General features: G+C 47.4%; 21 protein-coding genes and 1 pseudogene. 10 read left to right on the top strand and 12 right to left on the bottom strand.

Annotated elements, in window-relative coordinates; translation table 11 throughout:
• Nucleotides 1–23 precede the first annotated feature (23 nt).
• The 4 genes from QUB30_RS23395 (at nucleotide 24) to QUB30_RS23380 (ending at nucleotide 3,288) form a co-directional block, all read left to right on the top strand.
• Nucleotides 24–1,181: an aldo/keto reductase gene (locus QUB30_RS23395; RefSeq protein WP_333338172.1), complete on the top strand. Its 1,158-nt coding sequence runs from the start codon at nucleotides 24–26 to the stop codon at nucleotides 1,179–1,181.
• Between the two features lie 93 nt (nucleotides 1,182–1,274).
• Nucleotides 1,275–2,156: an FAD:protein FMN transferase gene (locus QUB30_RS23390; RefSeq protein ID WP_333338169.1), complete on the top strand. Its 882-nt coding sequence runs from the start codon at nucleotides 1,275–1,277 to the stop codon at nucleotides 2,154–2,156.
• Between the two features lie 98 nt (nucleotides 2,157–2,254).
• The gene (locus tag QUB30_RS23385) at nucleotides 2,255–2,722 is read left to right on the top strand and encodes a hypothetical protein (protein WP_333338166.1); all 468 of its coding nucleotides are present in this window, start codon (nucleotides 2,255–2,257) and stop codon (nucleotides 2,720–2,722) included.
• 80 nt (nucleotides 2,723–2,802) lie between these two features.
• Nucleotides 2,803–3,288, top strand: a complete 486-nt coding sequence (locus tag QUB30_RS23380) for an aldo/keto reductase (RefSeq protein ID WP_333338164.1) — start codon at nucleotides 2,803–2,805, stop codon at nucleotides 3,286–3,288.
• Between the two features lie 420 nt (nucleotides 3,289–3,708).
• On the opposite strand, the gene QUB30_RS23375 is transcribed toward QUB30_RS23380, so the two are convergent.
• Nucleotides 3,709–5,004: a ribonuclease D gene (locus QUB30_RS23375; protein WP_333338161.1), complete on the bottom strand. Its 1,296-nt coding sequence runs from the start codon at nucleotides 5,002–5,004 to the stop codon at nucleotides 3,709–3,711.
• A gap of 228 nt (nucleotides 5,005–5,232) precedes the next feature.
• Complete coding sequence (gene gyrA, locus QUB30_RS23370) at nucleotides 5,233–7,950, bottom strand: DNA gyrase subunit A (protein ID WP_333338157.1); 2,718 nt, start codon at nucleotides 7,948–7,950, stop codon at nucleotides 5,233–5,235.
• A gap of 396 nt (nucleotides 7,951–8,346) precedes the next feature.
• On the opposite strand from gyrA, the gene QUB30_RS23365 reads away from it, so the two are divergent.
• From QUB30_RS23365 to QUB30_RS23355, 3 genes are all read left to right on the top strand, one after another.
• The gene (locus QUB30_RS23365) at nucleotides 8,347–9,270 is read left to right on the top strand and encodes a histone deacetylase (protein ID WP_333338154.1); all 924 of its coding nucleotides are present in this window, start codon (nucleotides 8,347–8,349) and stop codon (nucleotides 9,268–9,270) included.
• 357 nt (nucleotides 9,271–9,627) lie between these two features.
• Entirely contained in the window at nucleotides 9,628–9,816 is a 189-nt protein-coding gene (locus tag QUB30_RS23360) for a hypothetical protein (protein WP_015175516.1), read from the top strand.
• Nucleotides 9,817–10,410: 594 nt separating this feature from the next.
• Nucleotides 10,411–11,433: an ABC transporter ATP-binding protein gene (locus QUB30_RS23355; RefSeq protein WP_333338263.1), complete on the top strand. Its 1,023-nt coding sequence runs from the start codon at nucleotides 10,411–10,413 to the stop codon at nucleotides 11,431–11,433.
• A gap of 129 nt (nucleotides 11,434–11,562) precedes the next feature.
• On the opposite strand, the gene QUB30_RS23350 is transcribed toward QUB30_RS23355, so the two are convergent.
• Nucleotides 11,563–12,150, bottom strand: coding sequence for a Uma2 family endonuclease (locus QUB30_RS23350; protein WP_333338151.1), 588 nt, complete (start codon nucleotides 12,148–12,150; stop codon nucleotides 11,563–11,565).
• Between the two features lie 178 nt (nucleotides 12,151–12,328).
• Nucleotides 12,329–13,735: an NB-ARC domain-containing protein gene (locus QUB30_RS23345; protein ID WP_333338148.1), complete on the bottom strand. Its 1,407-nt coding sequence runs from the start codon at nucleotides 13,733–13,735 to the stop codon at nucleotides 12,329–12,331.
• 419 nt (nucleotides 13,736–14,154) lie between these two features.
• Here QUB30_RS23345 and QUB30_RS23340 point away from each other — a divergent pair, with 419 nt between their 5' ends.
• Together QUB30_RS23340 and QUB30_RS23335 are read left to right on the top strand one after the other, a co-directional pair.
• Nucleotides 14,155–14,655, top strand: a complete 501-nt coding sequence (locus tag QUB30_RS23340; RefSeq protein WP_333338146.1) for a hypothetical protein — start codon at nucleotides 14,155–14,157, stop codon at nucleotides 14,653–14,655.
• 33 nt (nucleotides 14,656–14,688) lie between these two features.
• Nucleotides 14,689–15,216 (top strand): hypothetical protein, encoded by a 528-nt coding sequence (locus tag QUB30_RS23335; RefSeq protein WP_333338143.1) that lies wholly within the window; start codon nucleotides 14,689–14,691, stop codon nucleotides 15,214–15,216.
• Nucleotides 15,217–15,231: 15 nt separating this feature from the next.
• Here QUB30_RS23335 and QUB30_RS23330 read toward each other — a convergent pair whose 3' ends face one another.
• The 5 genes from QUB30_RS23330 to QUB30_RS23310 all read right to left on the bottom strand — a co-directional run bounded on the left by QUB30_RS23330 (nucleotide 15,232) and on the right by QUB30_RS23310 (nucleotide 17,073).
• Nucleotides 15,232–15,588 (bottom strand): hypothetical protein, encoded by a 357-nt coding sequence (locus QUB30_RS23330; protein ID WP_333338138.1) that lies wholly within the window; start codon nucleotides 15,586–15,588, stop codon nucleotides 15,232–15,234.
• Between the two features lie 53 nt (nucleotides 15,589–15,641).
• Complete coding sequence (locus QUB30_RS23325) at nucleotides 15,642–15,977, bottom strand: XisI protein (protein WP_333338135.1); 336 nt, start codon at nucleotides 15,975–15,977, stop codon at nucleotides 15,642–15,644.
• A complete protein-coding gene (locus tag QUB30_RS23320; RefSeq protein ID WP_333338132.1) occupies nucleotides 15,965–16,381 on the bottom strand; it encodes an element excision factor XisH family protein in 417 nt (138 codons plus the stop codon). The genes QUB30_RS23325 and QUB30_RS23320 overlap by 13 nt, the downstream gene beginning before the upstream one ends.
• 112 nt (nucleotides 16,382–16,493) lie before the next feature.
• Nucleotides 16,494–16,751, bottom strand: coding sequence for a hypothetical protein (locus tag QUB30_RS23315; protein ID WP_333338128.1), 258 nt, complete (start codon nucleotides 16,749–16,751; stop codon nucleotides 16,494–16,496).
• Complete coding sequence (locus QUB30_RS23310; RefSeq protein ID WP_333338125.1) at nucleotides 16,714–17,073, bottom strand: DUF6972 family protein; 360 nt, start codon at nucleotides 17,071–17,073, stop codon at nucleotides 16,714–16,716. Before QUB30_RS23310 ends, QUB30_RS23315 begins: the two co-directional genes overlap by 38 nt.
• 131 nt (nucleotides 17,074–17,204) lie before the next feature.
• On the opposite strand from QUB30_RS23310, the gene QUB30_RS23305 reads away from it, so the two are divergent.
• Nucleotides 17,205–18,095 (top strand): ABC transporter permease, encoded by an 891-nt coding sequence (locus tag QUB30_RS23305; protein WP_190740607.1) that lies wholly within the window; start codon nucleotides 17,205–17,207, stop codon nucleotides 18,093–18,095.
• Between the two features lie 126 nt (nucleotides 18,096–18,221).
• Here QUB30_RS23305 and QUB30_RS23300 read toward each other — a convergent pair.
• The 3 genes and pseudogenes from QUB30_RS23300 to petN all read right to left on the bottom strand — a co-directional run bounded on the left by QUB30_RS23300 (nucleotide 18,222) and on the right by petN (nucleotide 19,236).
• Nucleotides 18,222–18,459, bottom strand: a pseudogene (locus QUB30_RS23300) (DUF167 domain-containing protein).
• Nucleotides 18,456–19,055 carry a DJ-1/PfpI family protein gene (locus tag QUB30_RS23295; protein WP_333338122.1) on the bottom strand — a complete coding sequence of 200 codons (600 nt, stop codon included), beginning with the start codon at nucleotides 19,053–19,055 and terminating at the stop codon, nucleotides 18,456–18,458. Before QUB30_RS23295 ends, QUB30_RS23300 begins: the two are co-directional and overlap by 4 nt.
• Before the next feature lie 91 nt (nucleotides 19,056–19,146).
• Nucleotides 19,147–19,236, bottom strand: coding sequence for a cytochrome b6-f complex subunit PetN (petN, locus tag QUB30_RS23290; RefSeq protein WP_071883976.1), 90 nt, complete (start codon nucleotides 19,234–19,236; stop codon nucleotides 19,147–19,149).
• Between the last annotated feature and the right edge of the window lie 58 nt (nucleotides 19,237–19,294).

The following is a 19,294-nucleotide window of genomic DNA, read 5'->3' as shown; positions in this document are numbered from 1 at the left end:
AACCTATCGAAAGGAAATCCTGTATGAGCCACGCACCGATTAATCGAAGTGGAAAGAACAGTGGTTTTGGATTTGATCGCCGCGAGTTTATCCTGGCAGGACTGGCGATCGCCGCGACAACGATGTTTCCGCGCAATAGTGCCAGTGCTCAGACAACACAACCGATGATGAGCGATCGCCGTAGGCTCGGCTCGCTAGAAGTCTCAAGCCTCGGACTCGGCGTCCAAAACATGAGCCGCACCTATCAACAGACCATCCCCACCCGGTCTGAGATGTTCAACATCATTCGGACAGCCTTTGACCGGGGCGTCACCTTTTACGACGCAGCCGAGGCTTACGGGCCGCATGAGGTGGAACGAATCTTGGGCGAAGGCGTGGCTCCGTTCCGAGATCGGGTCGCGATCGCAACCAAGTTCGGCTGGAACATCGATCAGGAAACCGGCGAGCGCCGTCCGGGACTCAACAGCCGCCCGGAACACATCAAGCGGGTAGTCGAGGGTATGCTCAAGCGCCTCCGCACCGATCGCATCGATCTTCTCTACCAGCACCGAGTTGACCCACAGGTTCCGATTGAAGATGTCGCTGGCGCAATCAAGGAGTTGATGGCGCAAGGCAAGGTTCTGCACTGGGGTCTGTCCGAGATGGGGCCGAACACGTTGCGCCGCGCTCATGCCGAGTTACCCGTGAGCGCCGTTCAGAACGAATATTCGATGCTGTGGCGTGGGCCGGAAGAAGTAGTAATCCCTCTGTGCCAGGAACTGGGCATCGGCTTTGTTCCGTGGAGTCCGCTTGGCGTGGGTTTCTTGACTGGTGCCATTGACGCCCAGACGCGGTTTGCTCCCGGTGACATTCGCGGCGTTGAGTCCCGGTTCTCGCCCGAAAATCTGCCGCACAACCTGGCGATCGTGGATTTAGTCAAAAGCTGGGCCGTGCGGAAACAAGCCACTCCTGCCCAAATCGCGCTGGCGTGGCTCTTGGCACAGAAGCCGTGGATCGTACCCATTCCCGGCACGACACAGATGCCGCACATGATCGAGAACATCGGCGCGGCAGCCGTTCGATTCACGCCTGCCGAACTCGCCGAACTGAACCGGTCTGTTTCGGCGATCCAGGTTCGTGGGGCACGTCTGCCAGACGCAGTGCTGGTCTTTTCGGGCACAGAAGCACCCCCGAAGCCCTGAACGTTCCAAAGCTACTTTGCGAACATGAAACCATCCATCACAACCGCTCTGTGAAGTGCCTGAATGAAGTAGCGACGGAGTAATGGTGCCAGTATGTTCACGTTCTCGTTCAAGGCGATTGGAACCCAATGGGAGATCGAGACCTACGAGCCGTTAGTCCGTCGGCAGCAGCAGCGGATTCTAAGGCGGATCGAAGAGTTCGACACCACATACTCGCGGTTCCGCCCAGACTCCCTCGTATCTCGGATCGCCGCAGCTCCTGATGGTGGCTGCTTCGACTTCCCCGACGACTCGCTTGCCCTCTTCGATCTCTATGACCTGCTCCATAGGGCTACCGCAGGTGCCGTTGACCCGCTTGTCGGACGGGATCTCGAACTTCTCGGCTACGACCGGACGTACTCGCTCACACCCGCGCCCAATCTCGTCCGCGAGGAGTACGCTCGGGGGAGAGCGAGCTGGTCGAAGGACATTATCCGGGATGGCACCTCGCTCGTCACACGGCGTCCACTCGCGATCGATGTCGGCGCGGCGGGGAAGGGCTATCTCGTGGACATCGTTTCTGATATCTTGCGCGAAGCCGGATTCAATCAGTTCGTTGTCGATGGTAGCGGAGACCTGCGCCATTCGGGTGAGTCCAGCATCCGGGTCGGGCTTGAGCACCCGTTCGACCCCCAGTTGGCGATCGGTGTGGCCAACCTGCAAGATTGTGCCCTATGTGCATCTGCGATCACCAGACGCGCCTGGGGCGACGGGCTACACCACGTGCTCGATGCCCGGACGGGTGTGCCGGTTCGGAATGTGGTCGCAACGTGGGTTGTCGCCGATGAAACCGCGATCGCCGATGGACTGGCGACGGCGCTCTTCTTCACAAGGGCAGACCATCTGGCGGAGGTCTTCAGGTTCTCATACGTGCGGATGTTTGCCGATGGCCGCGCTGAGATCTCACAGAACTTCGACGGCAAGCTCTTCTCATAAGAGTGCACCCCTCAGTAGACCCCATGCCTATAAACACAGCCGACAGGGTGCCGACTGAGCAGGCCACACAACTCACAAAGCAAAGGAAAGGAGAAGGTATGACTAGCCTGAGCAAGAAGATGAAAGTCACGATGGCAGGGATCTCCGTTGCTCTTGTCATAGCCGGATGCTCGACTACGGATATGGAAGCCGTGCGCCCAATGTCAACCCCGAATACTATTGTCGCCCGTTCAAGATCGGCATCGAGTAAAGACTCCTCGTACGCAGATGGCGTCTACACCGCGATCGGTCAATACGGCAGCCTCCCCTCGTCCATCACCGTGACCGTCACCTTGGTCAACGACGTCATCACTGCTGTCGAAGTCACTCCTCATGCAACGAACCCGACATCCCTCGACTTGCAGCGCCGCTTCGCTGCCGCGATCCCGACGGTCGTCGTCGGAAAGCGCATCGACGAGGTGAAAGTGGATCGCCTCGCAGGTTCCAGCAATACCCCTGACGGGTTCAAGGCTGCGCTCCAACGGATTAAAGAGCAGGCCCGGATAGGGGCGACGACCTCGAAGTGACGCTTCACAGGCACCAGCCGGATCTGGTGGACGACGCGGATGCGTGCCAACTGGTAACACCTCAAAGGAGTAACAAAATAATGCAAAAGCGCAAACTTGGTAGTGGCAATAGCAACTTAGAAGTCTCAGCGATTGGGCTGGGCTGCCCGACCCTTGAGGAACTTGGCATCGGACTTGTCCCGTACAGCCCGCTGGGCAAAGGCTTCCTCACGGGCAAGATCGACGAAAACACGACCTTTGACAGCTCCGACTTTCGCAGCACTCTGCCTCGCTTCACACCAGAGGCACTCAAGGCAAATCAAGCCCTGATTGATCTGCTTGGTAGTATTGCACAACAGAAGCAGGTGACGCCCGCTCAGATCGCACTTGCCTGGCTGCTAGCTCAAAAGCCGTGGATTGTTCCGATTCCAGGCACCACAAAGCTGCATCGTTTGGACGAAAACATCGGGGCAGTCTCCGTCGAACTCACGCCCGACGATCTACGTGACATCGATGATGCCGCCGCCAAAATCACAGTCCAAGGGGCTCGGTACCCCGAAAAGCTGGAGCTTTTGACCGATCGCTGAGCGGCGAAGAATACGTTCTCTCGTTGACATTACGGTCCCCGTAGCAGACTACATAGGCGAGACAAACGACTGCTGTGGCAATACCGACGAGTAGATGGAAAAGGTCAGTGATGAACAAGACCTGATTAAGCAGAACGCCTCCCAAAGCGGGGAAGTTCCGCCTAAAGAACAAAGCAAAAAATACCGCAGACGGAGTACCTTTGGTGTTGGCGCAAGATGGAGAGCAGTGGGTGAATTATTTGGATAAATATTCTGAATCTGTACAATAGTTAATGAATTTAACTCGTAATAAACATCGCTTTTATCAACAGGGTATACAGGCTGCAACCCCCTTATTCGGCATTGTTTATAGACCTCTTTCTCACGCTCGCAGACCCGTGATAACACATAAAAATGAGAGGAAACGTGATATTTTAGTAGTTAAAAAGGGATTTCATCATCATCTTCATCTTCCACCGTCTTAGCCCTCATCCGCCAACTCGTAATATACTCAATTTGCACATCAATTTTGTTAATCGCTTCCCCTAACCGCTTTTGGATGTATTGAGTCAGCGTCACCATAAAATCTAACTCAACTCCAACAGATAGCGCAAGTTTAGCCAATTTAGCAAAATCTACCTTCAAAATCGAGGAACTGGATAACTTAAAATGGGGAGTATTTTCCTGATTTTGCACCAACATTGCTTTTTTAATTCGCTCTTTCAGATGCTCAACTTCTGAATCCAGCAACTTCCATTCAGGCAAAATTTCTTTGTACCTTTCCCCCAATGCTGTTAAATCCTCACTCTCCGGTTCCGGCGCAATTTTCTTAGTAGATTTTCGCCGCAGTTGTAGGTGGGAATTCAACCGCAAACTAGCAATCTCCTCAACTTCCAAAGATGGATCATTGATGAGTTTGCCTAATTGTTTTTGAATTTCTTTTGTCAGCGTTACCGGAAAATTTAACTCAATTCCCTCAGTTTGCGTCAGTCTTGCCAGCGTGAGAAAATCTACTTTCATCGTTATCGAACTGGAAAGCTCAAAATAAGAACTGTCTTTGAGCTTTTGGGTTAGCATCCCTGCTTTAATCCGTTCTTTCAGTTCAGCGATTTCTGAATCTAGCGGCTTCCACTGAGATTCTATTTCCTGATATTTTTCGCCCAATGCTGTCAAGTTTTCCGTTGCGGGTTCGGGGTAACATTGGGCCAGGATTTCTAGCAGGCGACGATGCACTCCAGCTAAATAAACCGCGTCCATCTTGGCATATTCTAGCTGCTTCTGGGTTAGGGGACGCTTTGCCCAATCGCCGCTTTGTTCTGTTTTATCTAGATAAGCAATGCCGCAAAGTGTTTCTATTAAAGTTTTGAGTTGTCGGTTGGGTAATGGCAGAATGTAAGTGGGAATCTTTCTCGCCATTTTCAATGTGCAAGTGACATTTTGAGCGTCGTCATTGCCCAGAAATCTGATGTCATAGCTGGCGTTGTGCAAGACTTTTTCAATATCTGGATTTACCATGATTTGGTTTACGAAATCTTTTGCCAATTCAGGTTGATCCAAGACATCAAGTAGAAAAGTGGCATCTCCCGTCGAATCTGTGGAGTCAGCTAAAACCTGAATCAGAGATAATCTGGGGTTGGATTTATAGTCTGCTATTTCTGTGTCAACCCACAGGATTTTTGCTTGGGAAAATTTAGCTATGAGTGCTGTGATGTCGTTTGCTGCTGTTAAATAAGGCATTTTTACCGACTTTTGCTATTAACTTTTTGATTCTATTATGCTATAGCAATTATCGTATCGATTGTCAACGATCGCATTAAGGACACGGCAATGCCGTGTCCCTACAGATATTTTTTCACAATTAGTATTAAATCTTGACCGGTCTTGGAGGCAGAAACGGGGAATAGACGATCGCATTTTTACCATTCAGCAGTAAGGTACGCAGCGCGCACCTTACAAACTCTTAACCTATGACTCTTCTGCCACTTCCTCAGATTCCGATTCTTCGGCCGATTCTTCACCCGCAGGCGGCACTAAAGCCACAGCTACGATCGAATCATCCTCATCTAACCGCTGCACCCGCACACCCGTTGCTGTGCGCGATTGAGTAGAAATTGCACTCACAGCCTGACGGATAATAATACCTCGGTTGGTAATGATCATCAATTCGTCATCTTCGTTGACAATTCGCAGCGCAGCTACCTGATCCTTACCCTTTTTCGACTTAAATTTAGTAGCCGTCAATCCCTTGCCCGCCCGTCTTTGTAGGCGGAATTGAGAAACTGGAACCCGCTTGCCATAGCCGTTAGTGGTGATTACCAACACCGAAGGAACGTCGCTGCTACTTTTGGTAATTCCTTCGGCTTCTTCGCCTTCAATTTCCTCGGATTGCAGTTCTAATTCTTCATCTTCCAATTCCGCATCTTCAGTTTCTAGGTCAGTAATTTCTGCTACTTCAAATTCCGAATCTTCAGTTTCTAACTGAGCAATATTAACTCCCTCGAATTCCGAATCTTCAGTTTCCAATTCAGCAATCTCGGCAACAATTGAACTGGGCAATATGTCCATGCTGATCAACTCATCGCCCGATCGCAATTTCATCGATTTTACACCCCGCGTCGCGCGGCCGACAGGGCGCAACTGTTCGTGATTAGTGCGGAAATGAATTGCCATCCCTTGGCGCGTACCAATGATGATGCTGTCGCCAACTTTTGCTCTCCGTACCCAGCGCAGTTGGTCGCCTTCTTCTAGAGAAATCGCGATTAATCCATTAGTACGGATGTTGCCAAAAGCGGAAAGTGCGGTTTTCTTGATGTAGCCGCCGCGAGTCAACATTACCAAGTATTCTTCGCTGGTGAATTCTGTCACTGACACCATAGAAGTGATTTTTTCTTCTATAGGAATCGGCAGCAGTTGCACCACAGGAGTGCCGCGGGCCGTCCGGGAACAGACGGGGATTTGATAAGCTTTGACAGAGTAAACTACGCCCCTGTCGCTGAAGAACAAAACGCTATCGTGATCGCAGCAGGAAAGGAAATGTTCTACTCCGTCGTCTTCTTTCATTTTCGCGCCTGCTTTGCCGCGAGTAGCGCGACTTTGGGCCTCGAAAGTGCTGACAGGCATCCGCTTGATGTAGCCTTGCTCTGTAATCAGAATAATTGCTTGTTCGTTGGCAATTAAATCTCTTTCATCGATTTCTCCTTCGGCGTGTTCGATGACGCTGCGTCTAGGAGTGGCGATTTTAGTTTGGATTTCGACTGCTTCAAATTCGGCGATTTCTAAGATGCGTTCCCGGCGCGCTAAGATATCTTCCAAATCTGCGATTTTAGCTCGCAGTTCTTCGTGTTCTTGCTGAATTTTTTGCGCTTCTAATGCTGTCAAACGCCGGAGCTGCATTTGCAGAATTGCGTCTGATTGCTGTTCTGAAAGACCGTAATTATCCATCAATTCTTGTTTCGCTGCGGCGGAGTCGGCAGCGGCGCGAATTAGGTGAATAATTGCATCTAAGTTGTCTAGGGCAATTAATAAGCCTTGCAGAAGGTGGTCGCGTTCTTCTGCTTTGCGGAGCTCATATTGAGTCCGGCGAGTAATTGTCTCAATGCGGAAGTCTAGGAAGACATTGAGGAATTGGGAGAGCGTAAGTAGTTGGGGTTCCCCATTTACTAGCGCTAACATATTGGCTCCAAAGTTGGCTTGGAGGGGTGTTTGTTTATAGAGGTTGTTGAGGACGACGCGCGGATAGGCGTCGCGCTTGAGTTCGATCACGATCCGCATTCCGTCTCTATCGCTTTCGTCGCGAATGTCGGAAATTCCATCTAATCTTTTGTCGTTGACAAGTTCGGCAATTTTCTCAATTAGCGCTGCCTTGTTTGTTTGGTAAGGCAATTCGGTGATAATAATTGCTTCTTTGTCGGGGCGACCAGGATGTTCGATGGTTTCAATGCCGGCGACTCCGCGCATTGTAATCGAACCGCGACCGGTGGTGTAAGCATCGCGAATGCCGCCTCTGCCCAGAATTTGCCCTCCGGTGGGAAAGTCCGGGCCGGGGATGTACTGCATCAATTCCAGGTCAGTAATTGCTGGATTGTGAATTAGTGCTACTAAACCGTCAATTATTTCGCCTAAATTATGCGGCGGAATGTTGGTGGCCATCCCTACAGCAATCCCGGAGGAACCATTGAGCAAAATTTGGGGGATGCGTGCCGGGAGTACGAGGGGTTCTTGCTGGGAACCGTCGAAGTTGTCGCCGAAATCAACTGTTTCCGAGTCGATGTCGCGCAGCATGGAGTCGCTAGTCAAAGCTGTGAGGCGACATTCGGTGTACCGCATGGCAGCGGGCGGGTCGTTGTCAACGGAGCCGAAGTTGCCGTGGCCGTTGATCAGGCGTTCCCGCATGGAAAAATCCTGAGCCATCCGCACCAGGGCGTCATAAACCGCTGTATCTCCGTGCGGGTGATACTTGCCCAGCACCTCCCCCACGACGCGGGCGCATTTGCGGAAAGGTCGATCGGGAGTCAAGCCCAATTCGTTCATGGCGTAGAGAATGCGTCGGTGAACGGGCTTGAGACCGTCCCTGGCATCTGGTAGCGCCCGACCGACTATTACGCTCATGGCGTATTCCAAGTACGATCGGGACATCTCATTACCCAGATCCGTCGGGATTATCCGCGACTCAGAGGTGCTCATAGGTTGAAAAACTCCGTTAAAAATTTAAATTTGACCGCTATAAATCTCAAAAATGCGATAAAATCGGTTTGGATTCAGTAGAGCTGCCAAATATTGCCAATTACTCCTGAAATTATATCACAATTTGCCTTGGACTTTATGGGAAAGTTGCCAGAAAAATTAAGGGACGAAACAAGCACAATTGATAATTTGTCAGTTGGTAATTTTGTCAGCAGTTGGCAAAAGCTAAAAAGGTTTTTTTAGGCGATCGGCTTTCATGCTTTCGTGAGTTTTTTTGACGACCATATAAGAAATTAAAATGGTTACTCGATCGCAATTTTAATTTCACAAAACCGAAGGCATTCTTAAAGCCAACTAAAAATCTAAAATCTAAAATCTAAAATCTAAAATCAGCCGATGCTACCCGTCATCTACTCCCAAGATTTCTTGCTGCACAAGACTGGAATGCTTCACCCAGAGCGACCAGAACGTTTAACGGCGATCGTCAACGCTCTGAAAGCTGCTCCTTGGGCAGCTCAAATTGAGTGGCAACTGCCCACCCCAGTGGCGCAGCGCGAACAAGAACTGTTCGGGGCTATCAAAAAAGTTCACGCCCAAAGATACATCAAAGAAGTCGAACATTTGGCTCATCGGGGAGGCGGCTATCTCGACGGCGACACGCCGATTTCTGCTGAAAGTTACGACGTAGCGCTGCTGGCGGCGAGTGCTTGGCTCGATGGGGTCGATCGAGTGGTGGCTGCGGGGGAACCGGCTTTTGTGCTGGCCCGGCCACCGGGACACCACGCCGAAAACGCCCGCGCGATGGGTTTTTGCTTGTTTTCCAATGCTGCGATCGCTGCTCACTACGCCCTGGAACAGCCGGGAATCAACCGCGTCGCTGTCCTCGACTGGGACGTGCACCACGGCAACGGCACTCAATCTTTGGTGGAAAACTGCCGGCAAATTGCCTACTGTTCCCTGCATCAATCTCCGTGCTATCCGGGAACAGGAGATGCCGAGGAGCGCGGTGCTTACGACAACGTGCTGAACATTCCCCTGTATCCGGGCGGTGGCATAGCTGAATACCTGAGCGCCTTTGAATCTCTTGTCGTGCCTTTTTTGTCCAAATTTGAACCGGATTTGTTGATTGTCAGCGCTGGTTATGACGCTATTGCGTCCGATCCGCTGGCTAGCATGACTCTGATGCCGTCAGATTTCGGTACTTTCACCGGATACTGCCTGCAAATCACCCGTCGCATCGCCTTTGGTTTGGAGGGGGGTTACGCGCTGAAAGAGTTGGCCGAGTCGGTTGTGGCGACTATTGACCGATGCCTCAATTAGCTGGAAAATTGGCATAGGGAAAAATAAGGTTGAGAAGCGGTGAGGACGGGATGGAGAGTTGTTGAGGGCGATCGGCGAAGCTGAGATTTGGCGATCGTGCTTGATGGTCTTTTTCCCTCTTCCTTCTGCCTTCTTCCCTCTTCCTTCTGAGTTCTTCCTCGTGACTTCAGTGACAAGCATCACAAATTTAAGAGATCCAAGTCACTTGGCATCAAAGTCTTGGTCACAGATTTTTAACAAAAAAATCACACTGTGTCAATGTTTTCGATCGCCTGTGAAGTCGCTCCCAGAGTGCATAATACAAATACAACAAGCCTGTTAAAATTTTATCTGTCTCAATCAACTAGGAGGTTTATCATGTCAGTATCCCAAATGACACTCGAAGAGTTATTTGGTCAGGTCATGTTCTCCAGCGTCGTGACTCGCCACGACCGGAGACAGCTCAGATCTGCACTCTTAGAAAGAACACTGAATGAAGATGAGTATGCCATCATCAACCGACTGCTGTACAACGTGCGTCGCGGTTGGGTAAAAATTGTCGATTAAAGAGGTGGCAGCCACTCCCTATAGGGAAGTTAAGACCATTTTCGATTTTCGATTAAAGAATTGGTAATTACTGATAACTATCGGGATTGAGATCACGGACATACTGTTACATTTTTTGTGGAACTCATTACAAGCATAACTTGCCACTTCGGGAAGTTTTTTGCGTTTAAGACTTGGCTCCAAAGTGTGATGTGTTTGACCAGAGTGTTAATTATCATCAACATCTAGCTACACATCAGCCTATAGGTAGAGATAATTATAAAATAACAGGTTTCGGGTGCATCTCTACTTGTTGAACAATTGTGAGTTTTGAGTTACTAACTGAAAAGTTATAATTAACTCAAAACTCATAATTTTTTGGATTTGAGAGGGGAGATTGGAGAGTGGGAAAACTGATGAATATCAGGGTTGAAAACCGCTCTCAAGTGAATATTTTTTAAACTGATATTAAGAATCAAAACTATAAGCAGTTTCCGGTTGAGGAGGAGTGTGCGATCGTTACCAGCACAGCCAGTCGCATTAGTCGATCGACCATTCCGGCAATTTGAGCCCGGAAGTGTCAAAATATTAACAACCAGTTCATCCCCAAAATATATGGCTCCCGCCGTTTTAATTGAAAATCTTCAGAAACGCTACGGCACTGTAGAAGCCGTTAAAGATGTTTCCTTCAAGGTAGAACCGGGGGAAATATTTGGTTTGCTAGGCCCCAACGGTGCAGGCAAAACCACAACCCTGCGGGTACTTTGTACTTTGAGTGCGCCCGATAGCGGACGCATTGAAGTGTCTGGCATTTCTGCTGTCAGCCAGCCGAGAATTGCCAGACAAAAACTCGGCTACGTCGCCCAAGAAGTTGCTCTCGATAAGGTGCTGACGGGGCGGGAACTCCTGCAACTGCAAGCAGCGCTTTACCATTTGCCGCGCAATACGATTAAAGGGCGGATTGACGAAATGGTGAAACTCCTCGGTTTGGAGGAGTGGCAACATAAAAAGACGGGTACTTATTCCGGCGGTATCCGCAAACGCCTCGACTTAGCTGCTGGGTTGCTTCACCAGCCGGATGTTTTGGTGTTAGACGAACCGACTGTCGGGCTGGATATTGAAAGCCGGGTGGTAGTGTGGGATTTCCTGCGTCGCTTGCGGGAGGAAGGTACGACGGTTTTGATTACGAGTCACTATCTCGAAGAAGTTGACGCTTTGGCCGATCGCGTGGCGATTATTGACAAGGGTACGGTGATTGCACAGGGCACGCCGGAGGAGTTGAAAAATCGGGTTGGGGGCGATCGGGTGACTCTGCGGATTCGGGAGTTTTCGCCGATCGAAGAAGCCGAACAAGCTAAAAATCTGATGCAATCTCTGCCTTTTGTGCAGGAAGTAATTGTCAACGCGGCTCAAGGAAATTCTCTCAATTTAGTAGTAACACCGCAAAGCGATGCGCTGGTGACTATTCAGCAAGCTTTAAAAAATGCGGGATTGCCTACTTTTGGGATTGCTCAATCTCGGCCGAGTTTGGATGATGTGTATTTGGCTGCGACTGGTAAGACGCTGTTGGATGCGGAGTTGGCTGCTGCTAGCAACCGCGATTTGAAGGCTGAGCAAAAACAGGCGATGCGATCGTAGTTTGAGGGAAGGGAAAAGTTCGTCAGAAACAGGCAAGATGCCTGTTCCACAAAGAGTGAATTTTCTTGTGGAACAGGCATCTTGCCTGTTCATAAACGAGATAAACCGATATTTAAGCTGAATTTGATATCATACATCCAAAACTTGCTCTGCTGTCAATGCTAATTCTGGGAAAGTGCGGGATATAATGCGATCGCTCCCTCGGTAAGCAGTCATTTGATAAACCCCATTTTCATCGAGCAGATAAACAAAAACAGTCGGTTCTTTCGGGTTGCCCAAATAGTTTCTACTGCCCAAAGCTAAATAATCGACAATCCAATATTCAGGAATTCCCAGCCGCTGATATTCATCCAGCTTGTCGATATAATCATCTTCCCAATTTGTTGAGACAACTTCTACAACTAATTGTGGTGGTTCAGTTAGTGCTGAATAGACGAATGGCTGCGATTTCCAGAGGGTTTTGTCTACTACTGTAACATCAGGATGGCGGCCTTGTTCTTTACCATTCGGGGTTAATGTCCTGACTACAATTCTGCCAGATATTCTGTAATTCAGGTTGATGCGTTTCACCTCGTCGTGAAACGTATTTTCAATAAAATCTGCTACATTTTCGTGCAGTCTTATTGTTGGTAAGATTTTGACAATTTCTCCCTTAACCAGTTCATAGCGTCCGTCTTCATCTGGAAGTTGCTTGATGAATCGATCGAAAGTGAGCATTTGTTTAGGTTGGGTAGGAGTTACGATCGTGGTTTGCTCTCATTTAGCTAGATACAGGAATGACGCACTCCGACTCCTAGAAACCGGGTTTTTTGCTAAATCTGTGGCTGTAACTAAGTATTTTCGTAAAAAACCAGGTTTCTGAACCTTAATGCGTAAGTCCTATAGATATTTAAGACTATTCTGCAATCATTTTAACATACTGTTTTAACACAGGTGGAATCGTGAAAACGGTTTCTGTTTCACAGCTCAATTTTTCGATCATTCCCCGTCTGGATAAAGATTGAATTGCTTTACATAATTCGCCTTGTGACCCTTGACATTTTGCCATCCATTGGGTAAACGAAACAGGCTCAATTTCATGGCTGATTAGGCATATCGCCTGTTTTTCTATTTCCGACAACCGCTGATAGTGCTGCTGCAATATCGGTGTCAATTCGTCACCTAAAAATACTGGTTGATAACTCAAATAGTGAGAGACTCTACCGCCAAATAAGTTGTTAATGGTTTGAGCGACTAATTTTAACCAGAGGGGATTACCTTGATAAAGGTTAATCAATTCTGGCCAGGTTTCTTCATCCAATAAACCTTTTTCTCTAAGCAGTTCGGTTGCCGCTTCACCTAAACCAGTTAACTGTAATAAACATACTGCTGAATTATCGTCGGTGAATGTGATGATGTCTGAGGGAGGTTCCCAACTATTGAGGATTAAGCAGCTATTGTGGGGAATTTCGCCGATGAGTTTAAATAGGGTTCCGTAATTTTCATATCCGGGTTTATAATTTCCTGCAAGTTGCCCGCTGCTGAGAATTTGCTGCACGTCATCTAGGATGATCAGACAGCGATTGTCGCGCAAAGTTTCTATTAGGATTGACAACTGAGCATCGATGTTGGTGGAAAAGTTAATATCTGTTCGATCGCAGAGAAATTGAATAATATTTTTGAGGGTTGTTTCTAGGGGTGGGGAGGTGCGGAGACTGAGCCAGATGATGCGATCGAATTGAGTTTGAATTTGGGGGATGAGGTGACGGGCGATCGCACTTTTGCCGGTGCCTGCCATGCCTGTGATGGTGAGGAGGCGGCAGTTTTGGCGGGCGATCGAGTTTTCGAGGGCGGTGAGAGGTGAGTTGGGGCGATCGTAGAAGGTTTTGAGCTCCGGTGCATCTCTTAAATCGAGTCGGGGTTTCTGTTGGGTGTTGTCTTCATTTGAGGTTTGTGTAGGGGGTGAGTGTTGTGGAGCTTTTGGAGGGTGTGAGGTTTCTGTGCAAACGTTGATGTTACCTTTGTTTTGTACAAAATTAAAATCACCAAAATTTGAAACTTTAGAAAATTCATACCTCTCCATTGTGGAGCGCAAATTTGATTTCATTACATCTTCATCTAATATTTCTGAAAGAGTTTGCCATAACTTTGAGGCAATATTTCTGACATGGCGTTCAGTACAATGAACCTCTTTAGAAATTTCGGAGTATCTTTTACCTTGCCACGTTCCCCGTACTACTGCCTGTTGCAGATCGTCCAATCGTTTGCCGGTCTTAGCGAACACCAAGCCATCGGCCAACCTTAAGAGTTCTTGAACATCCATTTATTGGGTAAATGTAGGAGGTTTTATCTATTGTATCAGACTTTTTCTGACGTTTTATGGCTAAGAAGGACAAAATATGACTTTTAACGGCTAGCTAATTTTATTAACTCCTGGCAAATTGTGACATTCTCCTACTTTCCAATACATAAAAATTAAATTAAACTTTAATCACGGGCTTTAAAACAATCTTAGGCAACCTAAAAGATTTTAACAATGTAAATCTGACTGGCGCAACTATGCCAGATAGCACCGTCCATCCCTAACGGTTAAAAAAGTTGCTCAAAATGTGGCTGCATCCGCTACTCCAGCGGTTAAAGAAGTTGCTCGCAATGTTGCTGCATCGGTGAGCAATGTCTAGGGGATTTTCGCCTCGTGAAATGTTCGTAAAAATTTGGTAAATTCCAACAGGATAAAAAAATATGTCTAGTGCATTATCCCTACCGCAAGCTAATTTAAAAATGGCTCTCTGGCAAGTCGATGCTGATGCAATGAGTAGCAGCGACTTGTATGTGTGGTTAAATGATATGGGCTTGCCGCATGAAGTCTCGATGCGGCTGCATGAACTTGCCACATACACGAAAAAAGCTGCTAACAAAGTTTTACTGATCGGCAAAATTCTCCTCATTAAAATCATAGAATTTGTCAAATCCCATCCCCATTTAGCGATAGGGGTTGCTGTTGGTGTCGCTGTAAAAATTTTGGCAAGTTCGATACCATTTGTCGGCCCGTTATTAGAACCTTTGGCAACAGCGCTGGGTATCCCAATTGGTGCAATAGCAGGCCACCGACTCGATCGAGGCAAAGAGGTGTCTGATGGAATTATTGGAATTGTTCAAGAGATTATTGAGATTGCCAAAGAATTTTTTCAATTACTGATAGACGTTTTCAATACAATTTTCTGCAACGTCATCACTGCCTAATTGCCCAAATTAGCAAAAAGATTGAGGTCTAATATGTCTGCAAATAAAACGCCAACCAAAGAGCAAATTCTTAAGTCAATAGAGCAACTGGAAAAAAACCCACACGATAAATTAGGGATTTTAGCCGATATTGGCATTGGTGTGGTGGGGGCTGCCGGTGCTGGTGCGGCGGTGGCAGCTTTCGGTGGTATACCACTTCTATTTGGGTTAATAACCGTTGCACCTCCCGTAGGATTAGTTGTTGGCGGTGCAGCTTTAGGTGCTGCTGCTCTTGTAGGGGTAAAACGAATATTTGATGGCAATTTTGACGAGGGAAAACAAGCAGAAATACTTAAAAACTTAAAAGATCAGCTAAAAGATATTGAATCCGAAGAAAGAGCCTCTAACCTGGAAGACAGCGATAAAACTAAATTTATTGTTTCCTTGAAAGAACCCGTCAGGCTCAATTTAATTAGCCCGAAAGACGCTCAGGATTTAATTAGCGCCGTAGAAAGCGGTAAAATTGCAATCAAAGAGGCGATTAAAATGGTTGAGGATGTGGTTAAAGCTGCTAAACTATAACTGCCTTCTGACTCCCTAACTTTCTTCCTGGTAATGTTGCAACATTACCTCAGCTTGTTTTGCTAGAATGCTTCCCCTCTCATCTAATGGCAATTGCATAAATTCTCGGCGACAGGGATAGTCGGCTAGTGTTGGTATTTCTAAAGCTATATCAATATCTAATGGCTGTGCTTTTCCTGCGGAAATTTCCTGTTTAGCGCGCTGTGCAGCCCTAATCAGCGATTGTTGTGTGTTCTGAAAAGATAAATTCCACTGCTCTTCATCCCTTAAGTCTTCAAGATATTCTCGCAAATGTTCAACCACTTTGTCTTGAAGAGTTTCTGGCAAAGATTCCATAATCTCGACCCAAGTGGCGATCGCACTTGATGACATAGCTTATCCTCCATTGTTTATACGGCTAATTAAAGTACCCATATCTGCGATATTTAATTTACAGCAAATCCCGTGTACTGCCGAATATTAGGAGAACGAAATCCCAAAACAATCTGTTCTTTTGGGATTCCCCCCGCTACTAACTCATTGGCAATTCCCTCTTCAGTCCCATCTCTTTGAATCCAAATTTTTCCATCAATAATATCAACATGAACTAAACATCCGTGAACCCTAATATCGTTTTCACGGCCCAATATTATTAGCAAATAACGGTCTGAATTGCTATCAAAGACCGTTTGAATCTGAATGTCCCCATAAGCATAAGGTATTTGAGCATATTCAGTCAGAATGTTTTGGATAATGCGACGATAATGTTCTAAGGTTCCCATTGTAATATCTCCTCATTTTTTTCCGCAAAAACGATTAAACATACTTGATAATCGGCTCTAATAATTTGACCAAGCGGTTCAGACAATAATTCGCTAAAAACTGATTGTGTAATAGCTAGATAGAGCTTTCGATCTGGTTCAGTTCTAGCGATCACAGAACGGTAAACTAAGTATTGACCCAGCGCATTCTCCAGGTCATTCATGTCTGATGCGCCCACAAAACTTTTGACTTCTACAGCTATCTTCTGTCCAGCCTTCTCAGCACTTAAAATCCGCTCTGCGCCCAAATCGACGTACATATCTTTAATTCCCCATTTTAATCTCAAGGGATCGTGGGTAATTCTCCATCCGTCTTTGATGAGGGCATTTTTGACAACATTGTGATACAGGTCTTTGGCTGGCATATTGGAAGAAGTCAATTTTTAATCAATACGATTATATCCTAAAATTCCGATGATTATCAAGTTTCGATAAGGCCGCTTGGCTTAATTTTAGCACGATATCCCTCTGAAAAACTCAAAGAATTTCTTCCGCTAAAAGCCGACCATCACAGCGCTCATACTCATCTTCCAAAAGCCATGAATGAGCCTCATCATAGCTAGAACTTAAAAAGAGAGACTTATAGTTTGCTGATGGGTCATAAATACAAAAACCTCCATTCTTTCCACTCACTAACATCACAATACGAGGGGGAAAAACAATCGGATCTACCCACAACTCGATAAATTCCCAATCATTAATTTGTTCGGCGAGGTCTGGTGCGTGGGATAACATGATATGTATCTGTTCCTTTGATAATTTTTATTTCAGCATAATAAAGAGGAATGCGACTACCATCTGGTCTAATTTGATAGCCGATCGCATCGTCAAAGTAGAGTCCATAACGTTCGTAGTCATCGGTTTCATCCTCAACTCCTGTCAAATATCCTCTCTCTATAATAGCCTCGGTCACTGCATCTAGTGTAGCTCTGTCATTGAAAACATGAGCTTTTCCCTGTTTCCTTAGCAGTCGTTCTACCTGTGACGTACCGGGAAGATGTTTGTCAAATAAATTACTTCTAACGTCTGGTGTTAGTTCGCGGTTAATACCACTCATCAACTAATTAGACAGGTAACAGGACATTCAGTTTACCAAAACCCTACACAAAGACCGATCGCCCGCCCAACACCACCAATACCTCCAGACTTGCTACTGTAAAGATAGTGAGATTTAATCAACAAGCAATTATGAGCGGTACTGTTACATCCCCCAACAACCTCAACCAGCAGCGGCCACTCTCCACAGCATCCGCTGACACTTCCAGTTCCCTGCTGGGCGACTTCATCCAAGAAACACTCGCCTTAACCAAGCGCCTGTTTATTCAATTGCAGCGCCGCCCCTCGACGCTAGTTGCAGGCATTATTCAGCCGCTGATGTGGTTGGTTTTGTTCGGAGCTCTGTTTGAAAATGCACCCGCCGGCTTGTTCGGCGAAAGCCAGAATTACGGACAATTTCTCGGCGCTGGCGTGATCGTTTTTACTGCATTTGCCGGGGCGCTGAATGCTGGTTTGCCGATTATGTTCGATCGCGAGTTCGGATTTCTCAACCGCTTGTTAGTCGCGCCGCTGGCTTCCCGATTTTCGATCGTCCTGGCTTCCGCTATTTTTATCGTCACCCTCAGCTTTATCCAAACCGGCACAATCGTTACAGCGGGGGCGTTTTTGGGCGCAGGATTCCCCGGAATTGCCGGACTGGGGGCGATCGCCCTGATCGTGCTGCTGTTAGTTTTGGGCGTCACCGGCTTGAGTCTGGGTTTAGCCTTCGCTCTCCCCGGTCACGTAGAATTAATTGCGGTAATTTTTGTTACTAACTTGCCGCTGTTATTTGCCAGCACAGCCCTCGCGCCGCTGTCATTTATGCCAGAGTGGCTGCAAGTTGTGGTGACTCTCAATCCTCTGAGTTACGCGATCGAACCCATCCGCTATTTGTACCTGCACAGCGATTGGTCGCTAGCGAGTGTCGTGATGCACGCTCCTTGGGGTAATGTTACCTTTGGAGGAGCGCTGTTAGTATTGCTAGCCTTTGATTTGGTGGCGCTGCTGAGCATTCAACCGCTGCTGAGACGCCGGTTTGCTTAGGGCCGCGGCAAATCTGCGGGCGATAGTTTAACCTGCACTGTCAATTGTAGGGACACGGCCATGCCGATATGTGTCCCTACAGATATTGCCTCAAATCTCTCTTTCTCACTACTTTTCAGAATTACTCTAAGTTCCAGGTTCGATTGGAACTTCCACAAGTTTATTTCTAGAATAAAAACCGGATTTAATGCCGATCGCAGATTTCGGCACTTTAAACTTTTTCGCCAACAGCATGATTAATTCTTGGTTTGCTTGTGCGATCGACTGGCGGCGACTTGAGATGTATTGTGAGGCTGCCGTCTGGTTGCTCTTCGATGCTTTGCTGTTTGGAATTCGGTTTAACTTTGACTGTGAAAATAGTCACACTTCGACTTTCTCTGCATGTTCGATCTTCGTTCCCAAAACTTTCAGGAATTCAGCCAGCCAGTTAGGATGTGCCGGCCACGCGGGGGCGGTGACTAAATTGCCATCGACTACGGCTTCGGTAACGGGAACTTCTGTATATTTGCCGCCGGCCCGGAGTACGTCGGGGCTGCAAGCGGGGTATGCGGTGCAGCGTTTGCCTTCGAGTACGCCTGCTGCCGTTAGAACCTGTAAGCCGTGACAAATAGATGCGATCGGCTTTTTGCTGTTGGCAAAGTAGCGGGTAATTTGCAACACTTGTTCGTTGAGGCGGATGTATTCTGGGGCGCGTCCTCCGGGGATAATCAAAGCGTCGTAGTCTGCCGGGTTGATTTCGTCAAAAGTCGCGTTTAAAGTGAAGTTGTGACCGGGTTTTTCGCTGTAGGTTTGATCGCCTTCAAAGTCGTGAATAGCGGTGCGAATCGTTTGGCCTGCGGCTTTGTCGGGGCAGACGGCGTGGACGGTGTGACCTACCATTTGCAGTGCTTGGAAGGGAACCATTACTTCGTAGTCTTCTACAAAGTCGCCGACTAACATTAAGATTTTTTTGGCTGTCATGTTGACAACTCCTGTTATTTTGATTGGGTTAAATAGGATTATAAAAAATGCGGGGCCGTTAAAAAGCCTGCCCCGCAAGCTATTTTGGAATCTAGAAACCGTTGCGTCCCCAAATGACCATTGAAATTGAGAAGGAGAACAGAACTAGCACCGAAACCCAACCGAGTGACAAAATATCCATAGCTATTTATTGAACAAACTGTACAAAGTGACTCCAAACCTTATGATAAGTCAATTTG

The organism is Microcoleus sp. BROC3, from assembly GCF_036702515.1.
Lineage (GTDB): Bacteria > Cyanobacteriota > Cyanobacteriia > Cyanobacteriales > Microcoleaceae > Microcoleus.
Note: the sequence above shows the minus strand (reverse complement) of the source record. Positions and strands in the feature narration are given on the sequence as shown.